Annotated in this window: 16 protein-coding genes; 11 read left to right on the top strand and 5 right to left on the bottom strand. The window is 72.4% G+C overall.

Annotated features, from left to right (window positions below; all coding sequences use genetic code 11):
- Positions 1-255: 255 nt before the first annotated feature.
- From OHT52_RS09630 to hutH, 4 genes are all read left to right on the top strand, one after another.
- Positions 256-1,461 (top strand): adenylate/guanylate cyclase domain-containing protein, encoded by a 1,206-nt coding sequence (locus OHT52_RS09630; RefSeq protein WP_328719713.1) that lies wholly within the window; start codon positions 256-258, stop codon positions 1,459-1,461.
- A 93-nt stretch (positions 1,462-1,554) separates the two neighbouring features.
- A complete protein-coding gene (locus tag OHT52_RS09625) occupies positions 1,555-2,379 on the top strand; it encodes an enoyl-CoA hydratase/isomerase family protein (RefSeq protein WP_328719712.1) in 825 nt (274 codons plus the stop codon).
- A gap of 89 nt (positions 2,380-2,468) precedes the next feature.
- Positions 2,469-3,623 (top strand): GGDEF domain-containing protein, encoded by a 1,155-nt coding sequence (locus OHT52_RS09620; RefSeq protein WP_328719711.1) that lies wholly within the window; start codon positions 2,469-2,471, stop codon positions 3,621-3,623.
- Positions 3,624-3,717: 94 nt separating this feature from the next.
- Positions 3,718-5,262 (top strand): histidine ammonia-lyase, encoded by a 1,545-nt coding sequence (gene hutH, locus OHT52_RS09615; RefSeq protein WP_328723675.1) that lies wholly within the window; start codon positions 3,718-3,720, stop codon positions 5,260-5,262.
- Positions 5,263-5,310: 48 nt separating this feature from the next.
- Here the strand turns inward: hutH and OHT52_RS09610 are convergent, their stop codons facing one another.
- Positions 5,311-5,619: a hypothetical protein gene (locus OHT52_RS09610; RefSeq protein WP_328719710.1), complete on the bottom strand. Its 309-nt coding sequence runs from the start codon at positions 5,617-5,619 to the stop codon at positions 5,311-5,313.
- 182 nt (positions 5,620-5,801) lie between these two features.
- On the opposite strand from OHT52_RS09610, the gene OHT52_RS09605 reads away from it, so the two are divergent.
- From OHT52_RS09605 to OHT52_RS09575, 7 genes are all read left to right on the top strand, one after another.
- On the top strand, positions 5,802-6,266 hold the full coding sequence (locus OHT52_RS09605) for a hypothetical protein (RefSeq protein WP_443046535.1): 465 nt from the start codon (positions 5,802-5,804) through the stop codon (positions 6,264-6,266).
- 341 nt (positions 6,267-6,607) lie between these two features.
- Positions 6,608-7,873 (top strand): L,D-transpeptidase, encoded by a 1,266-nt coding sequence (locus OHT52_RS09600; RefSeq protein WP_328719709.1) that lies wholly within the window; start codon positions 6,608-6,610, stop codon positions 7,871-7,873.
- A 206-nt stretch (positions 7,874-8,079) separates the two neighbouring features.
- Positions 8,080-9,564, top strand: a complete 1,485-nt coding sequence (locus tag OHT52_RS09595) for an ABC transporter permease (protein WP_328719708.1) — start codon at positions 8,080-8,082, stop codon at positions 9,562-9,564.
- A 49-nt stretch (positions 9,565-9,613) separates the two neighbouring features.
- Positions 9,614-10,297, top strand: a complete 684-nt coding sequence (locus OHT52_RS09590) for an ABC transporter ATP-binding protein (RefSeq protein WP_328719707.1) — start codon at positions 9,614-9,616, stop codon at positions 10,295-10,297.
- Between the two features lie 474 nt (positions 10,298-10,771).
- Positions 10,772-12,148 (top strand): NADP-specific glutamate dehydrogenase, encoded by a 1,377-nt coding sequence (gene gdhA / locus OHT52_RS09585; protein WP_328719706.1) that lies wholly within the window; start codon positions 10,772-10,774, stop codon positions 12,146-12,148.
- Between the two features lie 377 nt (positions 12,149-12,525).
- The gene (locus OHT52_RS09580) at positions 12,526-12,897 is read left to right on the top strand and encodes a helix-turn-helix domain-containing protein (protein WP_328723673.1); all 372 of its coding nucleotides are present in this window, start codon (positions 12,526-12,528) and stop codon (positions 12,895-12,897) included.
- A 186-nt stretch (positions 12,898-13,083) separates the two neighbouring features.
- A complete protein-coding gene (locus tag OHT52_RS09575; RefSeq protein ID WP_328719705.1) occupies positions 13,084-13,404 on the top strand; it encodes a DUF4190 domain-containing protein in 321 nt (106 codons plus the stop codon).
- A 153-nt stretch (positions 13,405-13,557) separates the two neighbouring features.
- Here the strand turns inward: OHT52_RS09575 and msrA are convergent, their stop codons facing one another.
- The 4 genes from msrA to OHT52_RS09555 form a co-directional block, all read right to left on the bottom strand.
- On the bottom strand, positions 13,558-14,223 hold the full coding sequence (msrA, locus tag OHT52_RS09570; RefSeq protein ID WP_328723672.1) for a peptide-methionine (S)-S-oxide reductase MsrA: 666 nt from the start codon (positions 14,221-14,223) through the stop codon (positions 13,558-13,560).
- A gap of 72 nt (positions 14,224-14,295) precedes the next feature.
- Entirely contained in the window at positions 14,296-15,420 is a 1,125-nt protein-coding gene (locus OHT52_RS09565) for a hypothetical protein (protein ID WP_328719704.1), read from the bottom strand.
- A 58-nt stretch (positions 15,421-15,478) separates the two neighbouring features.
- Entirely contained in the window at positions 15,479-17,191 is a 1,713-nt protein-coding gene (locus tag OHT52_RS09560; protein WP_328719703.1) for a M48 family metallopeptidase, read from the bottom strand.
- Between the two features lie 234 nt (positions 17,192-17,425).
- The gene (locus tag OHT52_RS09555; RefSeq protein ID WP_328719702.1) at positions 17,426-18,535 is read right to left on the bottom strand and encodes a hypothetical protein; all 1,110 of its coding nucleotides are present in this window, start codon (positions 18,533-18,535) and stop codon (positions 17,426-17,428) included.
- Positions 18,536-18,577 lie beyond the last annotated feature (42 nt).

Below are 18,577 nucleotides of genomic sequence, written 5' to 3'. Positions count from 1 at the left end.
CGCGGCCGGCTCGTGCGAATGTTCCGGCATTGTGCGGATGTGCGGGTGGCGGCGTACGGAGGACGAACGCGCGCCGCCCCGACGGGTGAACGCGGCGCGCGCCGGAGTGCGAAAGCGTGAGTTGTCACGTCCGACGCACCCGGACCGGGCCATCGAGGACGTGAGCCAGGGCACACCTGCCGTATCGTTGAGGCGATCCAGCGACAGATCACAGATCGGCAGGGCAGTGCGCAGGGAACGGGCAGGAGGCGGCTGGTGACCGTCGGCGACACGGGTGCGGACGCGGGCGGGAGGCCCCCGTCCGACCCTTCGGTCCATGCCACGCCCCATCACGAGGTCGATCACACGGCCGAACCGACCGACGATCCGCTGGCGATCCGGCTGGAACAGCTGATCCTCGGCGCCGACCGCCAGTACACACCCTTCCAGGCCGCCCGTACCGCCGGCGTCTCCATGGACCTGGCCTCACGGTTCTGGCGGGCCATGGGCTTCGCCGACATCGGCCAGGCCAAGGCGCTCACCGAAGCCGACGTGCTGGCGCTGCGCCGTCTCGCCGGCCTGGTCGAGGCCGGACTGCTCAGCGAGCCGATGGCCATCCAGGTGGCCCGCTCCACCGGCCAGACCACCGCCCGCCTCGCCGAATGGCAGATCGACTCGTTCCTGGAGGGCCTCACCGAGCCCCCCGAGCCCGGGATGACCCGCACCGAGGTCACCTACCCCCTGGTGGAACTGCTGCTGCCGGAGCTCCAGGAGTTCCTGGTCTACGTGTGGCGCCGCCAGCTCGCGGCCTCCACCGGCCGGGTCGTGCAGGCGCAGGACGACGAGGAGATGGTCGACCGGCGGCTCGCGGTGGGCTTCGCCGACCTGGTCGGGTTCACCCGGCTCACCCGGCGCCTTGAGGAGGAGGAGCTCGGAGAGCTGGTCGAGGCCTTCGAGACGACCGCCGCCGACCTGGTGGCCGCGCACGGCGGCCGACTGGTGAAGACCCTCGGCGACGAGGTGCTCTTCGCCGCCGACGACGCCGGCACCGCCGCCGAGATCGCGCTCCGGCTCATCGAGGCGATGTCCGCCGACGCGACCATGCCCGCCCTGCGCGTGGGCATCGCCTTCGGCACCGTCACCACCCGGATGGGCGATGTCTTCGGCACGACGGTGAACCTGGCCAGCCGGCTCACCTCGATAGCCGCGAAGGACGCCGTCCTGGTGGACGGGGCGTTCGCCGAGGAACTGATCCGTACGGGCGACTCCCCCGAGTCCGAGGCCCGGGCGGCGGAGGAGGTCGCCGCCGCGGCCGAGCGGGCGCGGCTCGCCGAGAAGGAGGGGCGCGAGCCCGCCGAGGAGCCGCCGCTGCCCGCCTACCGCTTCCAGCTCCAGCCCATGTGGCAGCGGCCGGTACGCGGTCTCGGCGTGGTCGAACCGTGGATGCTGACCCGGCGCGGCAAGCGCGACGGGGGTCGCTGAACCCGTTCCGGCCGACCCCGCGCCGCTCTCCCGCCCGGAATCGCGGACAGTCCCTAAACTCCCCCGGAACGCCACCACCGGAGGGATGGAACCATGAGTGTCACGTCCGAGCAGCGGTTCGGGGAGTTCGTCGTCGTACGGCGCCACACGGAGCCCGCGCACGTCGCGGAGCTGGTGCTCGACCGCCCGAAGGCCATGAACGCGGTCTCCTCCCGGATGGCCCGGTCCGTCGCCGCCGCCTGCGAGGCGCTCGGCGCGGACCCGGACGTACGGGTCACCGTGGTCTCCTCCAGCTGCGGCCGCGCCTTCTGCGTGGGCGCGGACCTCAAGGAACGGAATTCCCTCAGCGACGCCGAGCTCGGCCGGCAGCGGCCCGTCTCGCGCGCCGCGTACACCGGGGTGCTGGAGTTGCCGATGCCGACCGTGGCCGCCGTGCACGGCTACGCGCTGGGCGGCGGCTTCGAGCTGGCGCTCTCCTGCGACGTCATCGTGGCGGACCGCACCGCCGTCGTGGGGCTGCCCGAGGTGTCGGTCGGCGTGATCCCGGGCGGCGGCGGCACCCAGCTGCTGCCCCGCCGGGTCGGCGCGGCCCGGGCGGCCGAACTGATCTTCACCGCGCGCCGGGTGGAGGCGGCCGAGGCTCACTCCCTGGGGCTGGTGGACGAGCTGGTGGCGGAGGGCACGGACCGGGACGCGGCGCTGGAGCTGGCCGGCCGGATCGCCGTCAACTCCCCGGTCGGGCTGCGGGCCGCGAAGCGCGCGCTGCGGCTCGGCCACGGGCTCGACCTGCGGACGGGACTCGAGGTGGAGGACGCGGCCTGGCGGTCGGTGGCCTTCTCGGGCGACCGGGCGGAGGGCGTCGCCGCGTTCAACGAGAAGCGGAAGCCGCAGTGGCCGGGCCTGGGTGACACGGTGTGACGGTTCTGCCGGGTCGGTCCGGCCTGTCACCGACTCTGCCGGGACCTGTCCGGCGATCACACCAGCCCATAGGTACATAAGCTGGTGGGATGGGTGGTGACGATGTGCGACTGCGCGCGGTGGTTTCGCTGGCGCAGACCATGGCGGCGGCTTACACGGCGAAGGAGTCGTGGCGGGCCGCGGCGGTGGGCGCCTGCGACGCGCTGGGCGGTTCGTTCGCCGCGCTGTCCGTGTGGGAGCGCGACCGGGGCAGGCTCCGGGTCCTGGTGAACGCCGGGGAGCGGGCCGAGGGGGAGGAGGAGTTCCCCGAGGAGGAGGCCTACCCCGTCCACCGGTTCCCGGAGATCACCGAGTTCCTGCACGAGCGCTGGGCGGGCGGCGGCGAACCCGACGCCTGGGTGGAGACCGCCGAGGGGCGGGCCGGCACCGACGCCCCGGCCCGGGGCGCCCGACCGTTCTGCCACCAGCGGGTCGCCGCGCTCCAGCGACGCGGCCGGGGCTGCTGCGTGGTCGCGCCGATCGTGCTGCACGGCCGGGCCTGGGGCGAGCTGTACGTGGCCCGCCCGGCCGGGGCGCCCGTCTTCGACCGGGACGACGCCGACTTCGCGACGGTGCTCGCCGCCGTGGTCGCCGCGGGCATCGCGCAGACCGAGCGGCTGGAGGAGGTGCGCAAACTCGCCTTCACCGACCCGCTGACCGGCCTGGCCAACCGCAGGGCCGTGGACATCCGGCTGGACGAGGCGGTGGAGCTGCACCGGGCCGAGAACGCCGTGGTCAGCCTGGTGGTCTGCGACCTGAACGGGCTCAAGTCGGTCAACGACACCCATGGCCACGCCGTCGGCGACCGTCTGCTGGAACGTTTCGGCTCGGTGCTCTCGCGGTGCGGGGCGATACTCCCGGGCGCCCTCGCCGCACGGCTCGGCGGCGACGAGTTCTGCCTGATCTCGGTGGGCCCGGGGGCGGACGAGGTGGTCCGGGTCGCGACCGAACTGTGCGAGCGCGCCGCCGCGCTGGAGCTGGGCGACGGGGTGGCCTGCGGGGTCGCCTCCACCGGCGACCCGATCGGGCAGGTGCGCTCGGCCCGGCGGCTCTTCCGGCTCGCGGACGCCGCGCAGTACCGGGCGAAGGCCGGCCGCGCGGTGGGCCCGGTGGTGGCCGGGCGGGACGGCGAGGTCATGCGGCTGGCCGACTCGCCGCCGACCCCGGCCCACGACCGCCGCAGGCTCCGGGGCAACCGGCCGTGAGGGCGGCGGGGCGTCCGGCGGCATCGGTAAGGGGTCAACCCGGCAACCACTGGTGACATGGCCAGTTTCAGTACGTAGGGTTCTGAATATGGATATGCACACTGTCGTGGTGGGGACCTCCGGAACGACCGCCGAGGACGTCCTGGCCGTGGCCCGCGAGGGCGCGCGCGTGGTCCTGTCCCCGGAAGCCCTGGACGCCCTCGCCGCCGCCCGCAGGACCGTCGACGCGCTCGCCGCCCGGCCCGAGCCCGTCTACGGCGTCTCCACCGGCTTCGGCGCCCTCGCCACCCGCCACATCAGCCCCGAACTGCGCGGACGGCTCCAGCGCAACATCGTCCGCTCGCACGCGGCCGGCATGGGCCCGCACGTGGAGCGGGAGGTGGTGCGCGCGCTGATGTTCCTCCGCCTCAAGACGCTCGCCTCCGGCCGCACCGGCGTACGCCCCGAGGTCGCGCAGGCCATGGCCGACCTCCTCAACGCCGGGATCACCCCGGTCGTCCACGAGTTCGGTTCGCTCGGCTGCTCCGGCGACCTCGCCCCGCTCTCGCACTGCGCCCTCGCGCTGATGGGCGAGGGGGAGGCGGAGGGCCCCGACGGTGTCGTGCGGCCGGCCGCCGAACTCCTCGCCGAGCACGGCATCACCCCGGTCGAGCTGCGCGAGAAGGAGGGCCTCGCCCTCCTCAACGGCACCGACGGCATGCTCGGCATGCTGGTGATGGCCCTCGCCGACCTGCGTGCCCTCTACACCGGCGCCGACATCACCGCCGCGCTCTCCCTGGAGGCGCTGCTGGGCACCGAGAAGGTCCTCGCGCCCGAACTGCACGCCATCCGCCCGCACCCCGGGCAGGGCGTCAGCGCCGCCAACATGCTGCGGGTGCTGGAGGGTTCCGGTCTCACCGGCCATCACCAGGACGACGCGCCCCGGGTCCAGGACGCCTACTCCGTACGCTGCGCGCCCCAGGTCAACGGGGCGGGCCGGGACACCCTGGCGTACGCCGCCACGGTCGCGGACCGTGAGCTCGCCTCCGCCGTCGACAACCCGGTGGTGCTGCCGGACGGGCGGGTGGAGTCCAACGGCAACTTCCACGGCGCCCCGGTCGCGTACGTCCTCGACTTCCTGGCGATCGTCGCCGCGGACCTCGGCTCCATCTGCGAACGCCGTACCGACCGGCTGCTGGACAAGAACCGGTCGCACGGGCTGCCGCCGTTCCTCGCCGACGACGCCGGGGTCGACTCCGGTCTGATGATCGCGCAGTACACCCAGGCGGCCCTGGTCAGCGAGATGAAGCGGCTGGCCGTGCCCGCGTCCGCCGACTCGATCCCGTCCTCCGCGATGCAGGAGGACCACGTCTCGATGGGCTGGTCGGCCGCGCGGAAGCTCCGTACCGCCGTGGACGACCTCACCCGGATCGTCGCGGTCGAGCTGTACGCGGCGGCGCGCGGTGTCGAACTGCGTGCCGCCGGAGGGCTGTTCCCGGCCCCCGCCTCCCGCGCCGCCGTCGAGGCGCTGCGCGGGGCGGGCGCCGAGGGGCCGGGGCCGGACCGCTTCCTCGCCCCCGACCTCGCCGCCGCGGACGCGTTCGTCCGCGACGGCGGGCTGGTCCGGGCCGTGGAGCGGGTCACCGGGCCGCTGGGCTGACGCGGCCGGCCGCCCGGCCCTCCGGTCGGGAGGGCCGGGCAGCGGCTGTCAGACGGGCGAGGAGGACCGGCGGTCCGAGCGGGCGACGTACCCCGCGCCCAGTCCCAGCAGGACCGTTCCGCCGATCAAGTACGGCGTGGTGCCCACGCCGGAACCGTCGCCCGCCTGGGCGAACGACCGGCTCGACGAGCCGTACGACTCGTCCTCCCGCCGCACCGGGGTGGTGGCGGTGGTTCTCGCCGCCGCGGTGGGCGAGGACGTGTCGTCCGTGTGCTTCGCCGACGGTACGAAGCAGAGCGCGCCCAGCACGATGCCCGCGGCGGAGACGGTCAGCAGTGTGCGACGAGTGATGGTCACAGATTCGATCCCCTGACGACGACCTTGAGTTGACCCCCGTGGGCCGATGGTACGACCTTCATCCAGGAGCACCGCGCGGCCCCGGCGCGTCCGGCCCCCGCGCCGACGCGGCGCCCCGCGAACGGGCCGCCCCGCAGCGGGTCGCGGGAGCACGCGGGAGCCGGAGCCCTACGCTCCGGCCTATGAGCACTTCGGAGAGCACGCATGAGAACACGGCGCGGGGCCTGGCGCGGGACGGCCGGGAGGCAGCGGAGGAGGGCGCTCCGCCGCCCGCGTTCATCCGTCTCCAGGTGGAGCTGGTGGTCGAGATCACCGATCTGGAAGCCCTGACCGGCACCGCCCTGGAGGCGGTCGCCGCCGAGTACGAGGACGCCCTCCCCGACCCCGACGACCACGGGACGGAAGGGGAGCGCAGGCATGCGGAGTCCCTCGTCCGGGCAGACGCCGCAGAAGCACTCGCTTCGCTGATCGACCCGTTCGACTTGGTCAGCGCCGTGCCGGGAATCGAACTCGCGCAGGCTTCGTGGAGCAGTGAGGCCGTCGAGCACGATTTCGACGACGACGACGATCACGGAGCGGACGCGTACGAGTACTACGACGCGGACGACGAGGAAGGCGAGCAGAGCGAGGCCGGCGGGCGGAAGTAAGCCCGAGGGCCGATCCGCGGGACGCTCCCGGCCGACCGGTACCGCCACCGGGCCGGGGAGCCGAGGAGAACGGAGGGGCGCGGCGCGGACAGCCGCGCACGGCGACCTGTCCGACCTGCGAGGAGACCGGTTCCGGGCCGCTCGACGGCCCGGAACCGGACCCGCGCCGGACCGGGTCGCGCGAAGGCGGGAACCAAACGCCGTCGGGGACGCGTCGATGAGTGGTGTTCCCCACATCCCGTACGGATGTGGAACGGATCGCCACCGACCGGGGTTCTGGAACATTGACGGGGATTCGCGTCTGGCGGCGCCGTTACGGGGATTTTGGGGAATTGGCAACGATGGAGAAGCGTGTGATCACGGACAGCAAGCGGCGCAAGGGCCTGATGGCCGCGTCCGCACTGCTCGGCGGCGTGCTGGTGCTCTCGGCGTGCAGCGGCGGCGACGATTCCAGTCCCTCCGCGAGCGGCTCCCAGAAGTCCCAGGCGCAGGTCGACAAGGCCGCGGCCCAGGACGTGTCCGAGGCCCAGATATCGATCGAGCCGAAGAACGGCTCCACCAACGCCAGCATCAACAACGCGGCCAAGGTCACCGTCGCCAAGGGGACGCTGACCACCGTCACCATGACGACCGCCGCGGGCGACGACGTGGAGGGCACGCTCGCCGCGGACGGGAAGAGCTGGAAGCCCGCCGCGCAGCTGGAGCGTTCGACCACGTACAAGGTCAGCGCCTCGGCCAAGGACGCCAAGGGTCGCGAGGCCCACGAGAACGGCTCCTTCACGACCGTCTCGCCCGACGACAGCTTCATCGGGAACTTCACCCCCGAGGACGGTTCCACCGTCGGCGTCGGCATGCCGGTCTCGATCAACTTCAACAAGGCGATCACCGACAAGGCGGCCGTCCAGGCCGGCATCACCGTCACGTCGAGCAGCGGCCAGGAAGTCGTCGGCCACTGGTTCAACTCGCAGCGGCTCGACCTCCGCCCCGAGGACTACTGGACGGGTGGCTCCACCGTCACGCTGAAGCTCGCGCTGGACGGCGTGGAGGGCGCGGACGGCGTCTTCGGAGTCCAGCAGAAGACGGTCACCTTCAAGGTGGGCCGCAACCAGGTCTCCACCGTCGATGCCAAGGCGCACACCATGACCGTCACCCAGGACGGGAAGACGATCAAGACGATCCCGATCTCCGCCGGTTCGCCCGACAACCCCACGTACAACGGCCAGATGGTGATCTCCGAGAAGTACAAGGAGACCCGGATGGACGGCGCCACGGTCGGTTTCACCGACGACGACGGCAAGGGCGAGTACGACATCAAGGACGTCCCGCACGCCATGCGCCTGTCGAACTCCGGCACCTTCGTGCACGGCAACTACTGGGGCAGCTCCAGCATCTTCGGCTCGGCCAACACCAGCCACGGCTGCGTCGGTCTTCAGGACGTCAAGGGCGCCGGCGACGCCGACCAGCCCGCGGCGTGGTTCTACAACCACTCGCTCATCGGCGACGTCGTCATCGTGAAGAACTCCCCGGACAAGACGATCTCCCCGGACAACGGCCTCAACGGCTGGAACATGAGCTGGTCCGAGTGGACGGCCGACTCGGCCGCCTGATCCCGGCACTCCCCGTCCCCGCCCCGAGGGCGGTGGCACCCCGGTCCGCACGGACCGCCGGTGCCACCGCCCTCGGGCGTTCGTGGCGCCCGTGGGCGATCTGGGCGGTTGCGCCCGGTGCCCAGGAGTTCCCGGCCCGGCAGGTTCTCATGCTCCTCTCATGATGGCCTTAACTCTCCATCACGCCCGGTCCATAGGTTCGCGGCATGTTCTTCACCTACCTCCGGCGCGAGCTGCGCCGTCGCAGAAAGGCGGCGCTGGTCGTCGCCTCGGGGCTCGCCCTCGGCATTGCGCTGGTCATCGTCGTCAGCTCGGTCACCGCCGGGATGGGCAAGGCCCAGGACAAGGTCCTGGAATCGCTGTACGGCCTCGGCACGGACATGACCGTGACCAAGGCCGCCGCGGCGCAGGGCGCCACCGGTGCCCAAGAGCGCCCGAAGTTCAACTTCGACGCCAACGACAGCGACGACGACGCGACGCAGTCCACCGACCGCGTCATGGTCCAGGGCTTCCAGACCCTGGCCGACTCCACCGTCACCAAGGTCGGCAAGCAGTCCGGCGTGGCGAACGCGGTCGGCGGTCTGAGCCTGAACGTCATGAAGGTCGACGGTCAGTTCAAGCGCGGCGAGTTCAAGCAGGACCAGTCGTCCGGCAGCGGCAACGCCGGCGGCCAGGGCGGCTACGGCGGCGGCCAGGGCGGCGGCGCTCCGCAGGGCCGTGTCGAGGGCGGCGGCGCCTCCTTCGACGTCAACTCCTACACCGTGTACGGCACCGATGTCGCGCACCAGGACCTCGGTCCGCTGACCTCCTCCGAGATCACCAAGGGCCGTACCTTCAAGACGACCGAGACGAACGCCAAGGTCGCGATCGTCGACGCCTCCTACGCCAAGGAGAAGTCGCTCGCGGTCGACAAGACCGTCACGATCTCCGGTACCAAGTTCACGATCGTCGGCGTCTCCACCGCCAGCAGCGGTGACGCCGCGGCGAACCTGTACATCCCGCTCCAGCAGGCGCAGACGCTCTCGGACTCCAAGTCCAAGGTCACCACGGTCTACGTGAAGGCCAAGGACTCGACGGCCATCGACAGCGTCAAGTCGACCATCCAGAAGAACATCTCGGGTACCACCGTCACCACCTCCGCCGACCTGGCCGACACGGTCTCCGGCTCCCTCTCCACCGCCTCCGACCTGGCCTCCAGCGTCGGCAAGTGGCTCTCCATCGTCGTCCTGATCGCCGCCTTCGTGGTGGCGGGCCTGCTCACCTCCTCGGCGGTCAGCCGCCGCGTCCGCGAGTTCGGCACCTTGAAGGCGCTGGGCTGGAAGAGCGGCCGGGTCACCCGTCAGGTCGTCGGCGAGGCGCTCGTCAACGGCCTCATGGGCGGCGTCCTCGGTATCGCCGTCGGCCTGGCCGGCGCGTACATCGTCACCGCGATCAGCCCCACCCTCACCGCGGAGCTCGGCTCCTCCGGCGGCGGTGGCGGCGGTGGCGGGATGATGGGCGGCGGGATGGGCGGTCCCGGCCGTCAGGCCGCCGCGAAGACCCTGGACATCGCGCTGACCGCACCGGTCTCCGTCTCCACCATCGTGATCGCTGTCGTACTGGCCGTGGCGGGCGGGCTCATCGCCGGCGCGTTCGGCGGCTGGCGCGCCTCCCGGCTGCGCCCGGCCGACGCCCTGCGCCGCGTCGAGTAGTCACCGGCTCCACGACCTCATCTTCCGTACGCACAGCAGGAGTCCACACATGTACCAGCTCAGAGGCGTCACCAAGCGCTACCTGCGCGGTAAGACCAAGGTCGACGCCCTCGCCGGTGTCGACCTGACCATCGAGGACGGTGGCCGGCTCGTCATCCAGGGCCCCACCGGTGGCGGCAAGTCCACCCTCCTCCAGATGCTCGGTGGTCTCGACCGGCCGACCGAGGGCACCATCGAGCTCGACGGTGTCGACCTCGCCAAGCTCTCCGAGGCCAAGCTCACCAAGGTCCGGGCCGAGTCCATCGGTTTCGTGTTCCAGAGCTTCAACCTGATCCCGACGCTCACCGCCGCCGAGAACGTCGAGACCGCTCTGGTCCCGCTCGGCATCGGTGCGAAGATCCGCCGCGAGCGGGCCATCGAGGCGCTGGAGTCGGTCGGCCTCGGCGACCGCCCCAGCCACCTGCCGAGCGAGATGTCCGGTGGGCAGCAGCAGCGCGTCGCCATCGCCCGCGCGCTGGTCAAGAAGCCCAAGGTGCTCCTCGCCGACGAGCCGACCGGCAACCTCGACGAGTCCATGCGCGACGAGATCATGACGCTGCTCGAAGGGCTCTGGAAGGAGCTGGGGCTGACCTTCGTCATGGTCACCCACGACAGCGCTCTCGCCCGCAAGGCCCCGCGCCTCGCGACCATCCGCAAGGGCAAGGTCACCGTCACGGAGAACGCCTCCGCCTGACCCGGCCCGACACGCCCGCGCGACACGCGAACGCGCCGACCGCCCGACGGGGTGGCCGGCGCGTTCGCGCGTCCGCGTCCGTGTCCGTGTCGGTGTCCGCGTACGCGGCGCGGCGGCGCGGCGGTCGCGGTGGGCTGCCGGCCGGGCGGGCGGCGGAGCGACGGCCGGCTCCGGCGTGATTCCCGTCACGCCGCACGACGGCCGTGAGCCGGACGGGCGGGCGGGGGAGCCGGTGATCCTTCACAACCGTAGGGTCGTTCGGGGGCCCGTTCGGCTCGGTGCGGGCGTCGTCCGGTGGCCACTATGTGGATGATCCGGAGGGTGCGCACCTCCCGAGAGGACAATTGAGCCATACACCGGTTTCGCTCCTCCCGCGCATGCGACCGCACACGCGTGCGGGGGCGGCAGGACCGGGTGCGCTCTCGGGACGGGTGCGCACGTATCTGCCACTGCTCCATGGAAGGTCTTGATCAGATGTCGGTCTCTTCTGAAACCGCGTTCTCGTCCGCCGAGAGCCGCGTCATCGAGCCGCTCTACGCGGAGGTACTCCGGCGCAACCAGGGCGAGAAGGAGTTCCACCAGGCCGTCCGGGAGGTCCTGGAGACCCTCGGCCCGGTGCTCGCCGCGCGCCCCGAGTTCGTGGACGCCCGGATCATCGAGCGGCTGTGCGAGCCCGAGCGTCAGCTCATCTTCCGCGTGCCGTGGTCGGACGACAACGGCGACATCCACGTGAACCGCGGCTTCCGCGTCGAGTTCTCCAGCTCGCTCGGCCCGTACAAGGGCGGACTGCGCTTCCACCCCTCGGTCAACCTCGGCATCGTCAAGTTCCTCGGCTTCGAGCAGATCTTCAAGAACGCCCTCACCGGCATGCCGATCGGCGGCGGCAAGGGCGGCTCCGACTTCGACCCCAAGGGCCGTTCGGACGCCGAGATCATGCGCTTCTGCCAGTCCTTCATGACCGAACTCCACCGTCACCTGGGCGAGTACACCGACGTCCCCGCCGGTGACATCGGCGTCGGCGGCCGCGAGATCGGCTACCTCTTCGGCCAGTACAAGCGGATCACCAACCGCTACGAGTCCGGAGTCCTCACCGGCAAGGGGCTCGGCTGGGGCGGCGCGCAGGCGCGTACCGAGGCCACCGGCTACGGCTGCGTCATGTTCACCTCCGAGATGCTGCGCGTCCGCGGCGAGTCGCTGGAAGGCCAGCGCATCGCCGTCTCCGGCTCCGGCAACGTCGCCATCTACGCGATCGAGAAGGCCCAGCAGCTCGGCGCCACCGTCGTCACCTGTTCCGACTCCAGCGGCTACGTCGTGGACGAGAAGGGCATCGACCTCGACCTGCTCAAGGAGATCAAGGAGCAGGACCGGGGCCGGGTCTCCGACTACGCCGAGCGTCGCGGCCCCTCCGCCACGTTCGTGCCGGGCACCGGCCTGTGGACCGTGCCGGTCGACGTCGCGCTGCCCTGCGCCACGCAGAACGAGCTGCACGAGGCGGACGCCCGCGCGCTCGTGGCCAACGGTGTGAAGGCGGTCGCCGAGGGCGCCAACATGCCCACCACCCCCGAGGCCGTGCGCGTCTTCCAGGAGGCCGGCGTCGCGTTCGGTCCCGGCAAGGCGGCGAACGCCGGCGGCGTGGCCACCAGCGCGCTGGAGATGCAGCAGAACGCCTCCCGCGACTCGTGGACCTTCGCCCACACCGAGGCGCGGCTGGAGGAGATCATGCGGCACATCCACGACTCCTGCTACACCACCGCCGAGCGCTACGGCAGCCCGGGCAACTACGTGGTCGGCGCCAACATCGCCGGCTTCGAGCTGGTCGCCGAAGCCATGCTGGCCCAGGGCCTCATCTGACGGACGACCGCATGCGGCCGGGGGCCGGTTCCGCGCGTGCGTGCGCGTGCGGGGCCGGCCCCCGGGCGTTCCGGGCGATGGGGCGGCCGGAGGCGTTCCGGGCGTGGGACGCCCCGGGGTTGTGCCGTTTCTCCGTCAGCAGATCCGCCCAGGGCACAGCGCCGTACGCCCCACGGGCGCGCTGCCGCTCCTACGCTGGAGCGATGACGAACCGAGCGAGGGACATCGGCCCGCACGCCGCCGATCTCGACGACGACCGCCCGCACGCCGCCGATCCCGGCGGCGGTGGTGGGCACGACGACCGCCCGTACGACGACCGCCCGTACGTCGACCGACAGGCGCGTGCGGCGGCGCGCGGGCTCAGTGGTGGCGCCCGGGTGATACCCCTGCGGCCCGTCCCCGCGGCCCCGGCGACCACTCCCGGGGCGCCCCGGGAGCCCCTGCTGCGCGACCTCGTCGGTGAGGTGCTGCGCCAGGAACGCCTCTCCCAGGAGCGCACGTTGAAGGACGTGGCGGACTCGGCGCGGATCTCCTTCGCGTACCTCTCCGAGCTGGAGAGGGGCCGCAAGGAGGCGTCCTCCGAGGTCCTCGCCGCCGCCGCGCACGCCCTCGGGCTCGGCCTCGCCGACGTGCTCGGCCGGGCGGCGTCGGAGCTGGCCCGCCGGAGCGCGTTCCGTGCGGCGGCCCGTGCGACCGGGCTCGTACCCTCCCGCTCGATACCCAGGGCCCAGGTGCGGCTGGCCGCCTGAGGGGGCGACGGCTCGTCCGCCTGCCGAGGGCGGCCTGGGCGGCCCCGTAAAATCCCGTGGCGAGCAGGCACGGAGATCACGGGGGCGGGGCACATGGAGCACGGCAACGGCACGGACGGCATACCTGTGACGGACGGGGGACCGGCGACGGAGGGGGGACCGGTGCCGGCTCCGGGAGACACTTCCGTGCCCGCGCCCAGGAACCGAGCGGCCACGGTCAGCGGTTTCTTCGCGCTGGGCGCGGTCGGTGCCATCGGGAACTTCGCCACCGGCATCGCGCTGATGAACCCGGCCGTCTTCATCGCCCTCGCGGTCCTGTGCGCGCTGATCGCCATCCCCGCCGGACACGTGGCCCGCTTCCGGGGCAAGCGCCTCGGCGGGGCCGGGCGCGGGGTCGCCCTGGTGTCCATCCTGACGGGCTGGCTGGTGCTGCTCATCTGCCTGATCGGGGTGCTGGCCCTCGTCGGCCTCGTCGCCGGCTTCGCCGCGCTCACCGGCACCACCTGATCCGTCCCGGGCGGCCCGCCGGGAACGGCGACCCTTCGGGAACGGCGACCCTCCCGGAACGACGGCGAGGGGCGCCCGTGGTGGACGCCCCTCGCCGGGGGTGTTCTGCGGTGCCGGACCCGGGTTCGCCCCCTGGGCCCGGCACGGTCCGGATCAGCTGCCCGCGCGGGCCACGCCGATCGGGCAGGAGACTCCGGTGCCGCCGATGCCGCAGTAGCCGCCCGGGTTCTTCTCCAGGTACTGCTGGTGGTAGCCCTCGGCCGGCCAGAAGGTGCGGCCCTCGGCGGGCAGGATCTCCGTGGTGATCGCGCCGTATCCGGAGCCCGTGAGGACCTTCTGGTACGCCTCGCGGGACGCGGCGGCGGCCTCGGCCTGCTCGGGCGAGTGGGTGTAGAGCGCCGAGCGGTACTGCGTACCGACGTCATTGCCCTGGCGGAAGCCCTGGGTCGGGTTGTGCGACTCCCAGAACAGCTTCAGCAGCTCGGTGTACGGGACGACCTCGGGGTCGAAGACCACGCGTACGGCCTCCGTGTGACCGGTCTGGCCGGAGCAGGTCTCCTCGTACGTGGGGTTCTCGGTGTAGCCGCCCTGGTAGCCGACGAGCGTCGTCCAGACGCCCTGCGTCTGCCAGAACTTGCGCTCGGCACCCCAGAAACAGCCCAGCGCGAAGTCCGCGACCTCCAGGCCCTGCGGGTACGGGCCCTGCAGCGGGTTGCCGAGCACGATGTGACGGTCGGGCACCGTGAACGTCGGGGTCGGGCTGCCCTTGAGGGCCTGCTCGGGGGAGGGGAGCACGGGTGTACGGCCGAACAACATGATCGGTCCTCCTTCTACGGGGCGGTATGGGGTGAACATCTCCCTACCGCCCCGCATTCCTCGCGGGAGGCCCGGTCAGGAGGCCTTCGCCGCGGCCTGGACGGACAGGTCGCGCAGGCGGCAGTAGAGCTTGGTGGGGTCCGACGAGTAGAACCACGGGAGCGAGCCGACGTACCCGTCCACCAGCTTGAACTGCTCCACCGCTTCCGCGTCGCGGTCCTGGAAGGACAGGAAGTACGCCAGCAGGTGGCGGGCCTCCACGAGCCGCGGGTGGGCGGGATCGGCGGCGGCGACGTCCGCGAGCGCGGCGTCGACCAGCGCGAGCACTTCGGGGGTCTTCGTGAAGTCGCCGTTCGAGGTGTCGTCGTGCTCGAAGCGAACGATGAGCGGGAACACCGTCATCAGGCTGCCGAGGGGAGCCCCGGCGACGGCCTCGGCCGCGAACGCGCGGGCGAGCTGCTCGGACCCGCGCCACTTCTCGCACCAGTACTGGAGCGCGAACCAGTGGGCCGCGTAGTGGTGCGGCGCACGGGCGACGACCTCCGCCCAGATGCGGTCCATCTCCGCGTGCGGGTAGCCGAGCCCCAGGGCCGCCGATATCTCGCTGAGGCAGGGGGTGGGGTCCTCGGGGTTCAGCTCGGCCGCGCGGGCGATCTCGGCACGGGCCCGGGCCAGGGTCCGGTGGAAGGCGTCGAACTGCTCGGAGGTGGTGTTCTGGGCGCGCTGGGCGCCCCGAAGCTTTCCGGCCAGCCCCACCGTGCTCCACGCGCGCAGCACCGCCGCGTCGGGATCGTCGGGGACGGCGCTCTCCCAGGCGAGCAGCCAGGTGTCGTCGACGGCGGCGTTGCCGCAGAGGATTCCGACGTCGTACGCCCGGCGCTCCCAGTCCTTCGCCCGGGCAGTCCCGCGCATCAGCTCGGCGGCCGGCTTCCAGTCCCCGGCCTCCACCGCCGCGAGCGCGGCGGCCAGCGCCTCGGGCCGGGGTCCCGGCGCGCTCTTGTCCAGCTCGCCGCGGGGGAGCAGGCCGAGCGCCGCACACTCCTCGGGCAGCTCGTACGCGTCGCCGTTCGCGTTGTTCTTCGACATTTCCTCGCGCCAGCCCTCACGGGCTCCCGAGAAGATCGCCTTGCCGAAAAAGATCGCGATGGCCAGGAGGATGAGGACGAGGGGGATCAGGACGACCCAGAGCACTATGGTCACTTCGTGTTTCTCCGTGGTTCCGTGCGGTGATGGGATGTCGCGGGTCCCGGGTGGGCGGTCACGCGACCGGGTCGGAATCCGGGGAGCCCGGGGCGTCCAAGGCGTCCGGGGCTTCTGGCGCGGGTGCGGCCGGCGCGGCCGTTTCCCCCGGCAGCGGTGCGACCGCGACCGGTGTCAGCAGCGCGCGCAGCGCGGTCGTCTCGGGGATGTCGGCCACCGCCGCCGCGACGGCGGCCTCGACGTCCGGCCGGGTGCCGTCCGGTAGCGGCACGATGTGCGGCGCGGCCGATTCCGACCAGGAGAACTCCCAGGTCAGCCGGGAGTCGGCGGAGAGCTCCGTGAGCACCATCGCCTTCACACCGCCGAGCAGCGCGGGCCGCGCGAACTCACGGAAGACACGCCCCTCGGCGGCCGAGGCCTGTTCCGACAGCGGCAGCCGCCGCGCGAGCTTCCAGAGCCTGCCGCCCTCGATCACCTTCAGCAGCGCGGTGAGCGTCGGCGGCTCCTCCGTGTACGCGGCCAAGGCGCGGTGCACGGGGGAGTCCACCGAGCGCAGCCGCACCTCCATGGACGCCTCCAGCAGCTCCTGCCAGCCGGTCGCCCGCGGCAACGAGCGCACCTTCCCCACCAGCACCACGTCCTCCAGCGCGGCCAACGTCCCGTCCGGGTCGGCCAGCAGCGCGGACGCGGCACCCTTGCGCTCGTCGGTGCGGTCGTCGGGGGCCAGCGCCTCGACACGGCGTACGCGTTCGCGCATCGACGGATGCGAGTCGTAGCGGGAGACGGTCTCGTCCGGCAGTTCGGCGCGCATCGAGGCGAGTTCGAGTTCGCGCGCCGCCAGCATCCGGCCGAAGCCCCCGAGCACCTCGCCGCGCGGCGGCAGCAGATCCGCGGGCAGCCCGAGCGTCGCGTACGTGTCGAGGTAGAAGTCGTGGGCGGCGCTCAGCCCGGGGATCTCGCGCAGCGCCGACACGGTGGCGTCGCGCCCGGTGATCCGGGCCGCCGCCGCGTCCGCCGCGAACTCCTGGCGGCGGGCGCCCGCGAGCGTCGCCCAGAAGTAGAACCGGGCGTACAGGCCGTACACCTTCGCCATCACGCGGTACGACACCCCGGCCGTGCCCGGATCGACCTCCTTGGGCTTCTTGCCCTTGGCGACGGCGCGGTCGGACTTCTCCTGCAGCCGCGCGCGCTCGTGGGAGGCCTTCTTCTCGGCGCGCTCCTCGAACCGCGAGACGGTACGCAGCACCTGGGCCCGGCCCCGGACGGTGATCCCGGCCAGCCGGGTGTCGGCGTGCGAGTAGTGGCCGAACTCGTGGGCGAGCACCGAGCGGAGCTGCGCCTCGCTGAGTCCCTGGACGAGCGGGACGCCGAGGTAGAGGGCGCGCGGGCCCGGCAGCAGACCGAGGAAGCGGGATCGCTCCGAGACGGCGGCGTTGACGTCGCCGGTGAGCACGATCCGGGACGGGGCCCGGGTCTCCACGGCGGCGGCGAGCTCACGCACCGTACGCCAGAGCTCCGGCTCGTCGGCCTCGGAGACCTCCAGCCCGGAGGGTTCCTCACCTTCCGGCGTCCGGAGCATCAAGAAGCCCTGGACGATCGGCAGCGCCAGGACCACCGAGAGTACGTACAGCTTCAGCAGCGCCGGGCCGCGCAGTCCCATCAGGGCGATGGACACGTCGGCGCCGACGATCGCCGCGAGGAGCAGCAGCCCGAAGACGTAGAAGCCGGCGAGCAGGACGAGGGCGCGCAGCGCGCGCAGGGTTGCGCCCACGGAATGGTTCCCCCCACGGGAATCGGATGGTCGACGAGCGGACAGGACGGGACGGGTCGCGACAGAAGAAGGACGGAGTGCGAGGTCAAAAGGTTGTAGGGGGAAACGGATCGTGTCCTGCCGGAGACCTGGCGGTGCACGAACGACGCGTACCGGGCATGCGCGGAGGGCGCGTGCGAACGTTCCGCACGCGCCCTCCACGGCTGTCGGCCCGCCCGACCGGGGCGGCAGCCACTACCCCAGCAGCCGGGCCGGGCTGCCGCCGTTGGCCTCGTAGCCGGCCACCGCGAGCGCGCGGTAGATGGCGTACTCGGCGGCCGGGTCGGGGTCCTCGGTCCAGGGCAGCGCCCCGATGTACCCGTCGATGTGGACGAACTGGTGCATCGCCTCGGACCAGCGCTCCATCCGGACCAGGAACAGCACCAGCAGATGCCGGACATGGGCGAGCATCGGATCGTCCTGCCGCGCCGAGTGGACCGCGTACAGCGCGCCCTCGACGGCCTTCGTCACCGCCGCGCTCCGGTAGAAGTTCGGCGTCAGATTCACCTCGGGCAGATTGTCGTAGAGCGAGAACAGCGGCAGTCCGGCGAGCAACGAGCCCTGCGGGGCGCGCGCCGCGGCGGCGGTGGCGAACCGGTCGGCCAGCTCGCGCGAGCCGTGCCACTTCGAGGACCAGAAGTGCAGCGCCGCCAGATGCGCGCCGAAGTGCGCCGGAGCACGGTCGATGAGCTCCGCCCAGATCCGGTCGAACTCCTCGGGGGTGTAACCCAGTCCGCGCGCCACGGTCAGCCGGGTGATGTGCGGAACGGGGTCGCCGGGAGCGAGCGCCGCCGCCTCGGCGGCCACGTCACGCGCCTCCTCCAGCAGGATCCGGAAGTCCTCGCTGCCCACGGCCGAGGACCGCCACGCCTGCTGCACCAGGAACTCCGCGTGCACCGCGGCAGCGCCCGGGTCCTGGGGTGCCTCGGCACGCCACGAGCGCAGCCAGGCACCGCCCACACCCGGCCGTGCGGCGAGTTCGAGCGAAGCTGCCCCTGCGAACGCTTGTACGCGTTGCCACCGGACCTCGCCCTCCTTCGGCGTGCCGGCCAGCAGCTGGGCCGCCGCGCGCCACTCCTGGGTGGCCTGCACCACGTGGAGCACGTCGACCAAGTCCTGGTCGGGGCCGGGCAGTCGCACGTCCAGCAGCTCCTGGCGCACGAAGCCGTACGTCTCCGGGTCGGCGGCGTCCGGCGACCCGGGCGACGCGAGCCGAATGCCGCCGCCGCCCCGGCGGCCCCGGAGGAACGGGACGAGCACCGCCGTGATCATGCAGAGCACGAGCAGCAACCACAGAATCTCCATGGACCCATTGTCCCCGTACGGCCGAGCGTCCGGTGCGGGCCC

This window comes from Streptomyces sp. NBC_00247 (assembly GCF_036188265.1).
In the GTDB taxonomy this organism is placed as follows: Bacteria; Actinomycetota; Actinomycetes; order Streptomycetales; family Streptomycetaceae; genus Streptomyces.
Note: the sequence above shows the minus strand (reverse complement) of the source record. Positions and strands in the feature narration are given on the sequence as shown.